This window comes from Martelella mangrovi (assembly GCF_040545495.1).
GTDB classification, from domain to species: domain Bacteria; phylum Pseudomonadota; class Alphaproteobacteria; order Rhizobiales; family Rhizobiaceae; genus Martelella; species Martelella mangrovi.
Genome location: NZ_JBEPLY010000032.1, coordinates 1 through 1,224, shown reverse-complemented (window position 1 = coordinate 1,224; position 1,224 = coordinate 1). Strand labels below are relative to the sequence as shown.

Annotated in this window: 1 protein-coding gene and 1 pseudogene; both read left to right on the top strand. The window is 60.2% G+C overall.

The genetic code is table 11. The annotated features are described in order from the left end of the window. On the top strand, positions 1 to 144 hold a 144-nt coding region (locus ABID12_RS20885), incomplete at its 5' end, for a DUF6950 family protein (RefSeq protein WP_435528271.1). A gap of 1 nt (position 145) precedes the next feature. Next, a pseudogene (locus ABID12_RS20820) lies at positions 146 to 1,224 on the top strand (phage tail protein); the annotation flags it as partial.

The window sequence follows — 1,224 nt, the reverse complement described above, 5'->3', positions numbered from 1 at the left end:
GGCGATGTCGCGGCGATCCCGTCCAACGACGGTTTCGGTTTTACCCTCGGCATTGTCAATGGCGAGCGCATTTTCGTGCTGCGGCCGGAAGGCTTTGGCACGGTTGACCTTCTGGCGGCAAGCCGGGCTTTTTCCATCGGGTAACATGATCAGACTTCTGTTTTATACGCTGGTCGCGTTTCTCAGCGCGGCGACGATGGCGCATGCCGGTTTCATCGTTGGCGCTATTGGTGCCGTTGCCAGTTTCATCGGCTCTGTCGGTGTCATCGGCCAAACGATCATTGGCATCGGCCTCAGCGTCGGCGCCAGCCTGATCCAGCGCGCCATAGCTGGCAAGCAAAAGCGGCCGGAAGCGCGCGACCCAGGCGTCAGCCTGTCGCTTCGGATGGGCGACAACCAGCCGATTACCTTTATTGCCGGTGACTATGCCACCGCGGGGCGGCGGAAATATGCGGGCGTGTGGGGCAGTGAGGGCGGCACGCCGAACGCCTATTTCGTCGATGTGATCGAACTTTCGAACCTGCCGCAGTCCGGTCTGAACGGCGTGTGGGTGGATGATCAGAAGGTGACGCTTCTGACCGATGAGGCACATGGCGAATTCGGTTTTCCGGTGTCCGAATACCGCGAAAACGGTACGGATCACATGTGGGTCAAGTTCCACGATGGCAACCAGACGGCGGCGGACGGCTATCTTGTCGACCGGTTCGGGTCGGATGCGGAGCGGCCCTGGCATGCCGCTATGATTGGGCTCGGCTGCGCCTATACCATCGTGACCTGCCGGTATAACCGCGATCTGTTTTCCAGCGCGCCGAGCATGCTGTTTGAGCTGGGATCGATCCCGCTTTATGATCCGCGCAAGGATAGTTCGGTCGGCGGCAGCGGCGCGCATCGCTGGGATAATCCCGCCACGTGGGAGCCGTCGAACAATCTCTTTGTCATCATGTATAATGTCGAGCGCGGCATATATTACGGCGACCAGTGGATTTATGGCGGTCAGAACCTTTCGGCTTATCGCCAGCCGATCGCCAACTGGATGGCGGCGATGAACGAGGCCGACGCTCTTGTCGATGATGGCAATGGCGAGATGGTTCCGGCCTTTCGCGGCGGTTATGAATTCATCGGCAATGAACGGCCGCTGGATGCGCTCGAAGAGTTGAGGCTGGCCTGCAATGCGCTTCTGGCCGAGGTCGGCGGCATCTTCAAGGTGCAGGTCGGCGCTCCGGG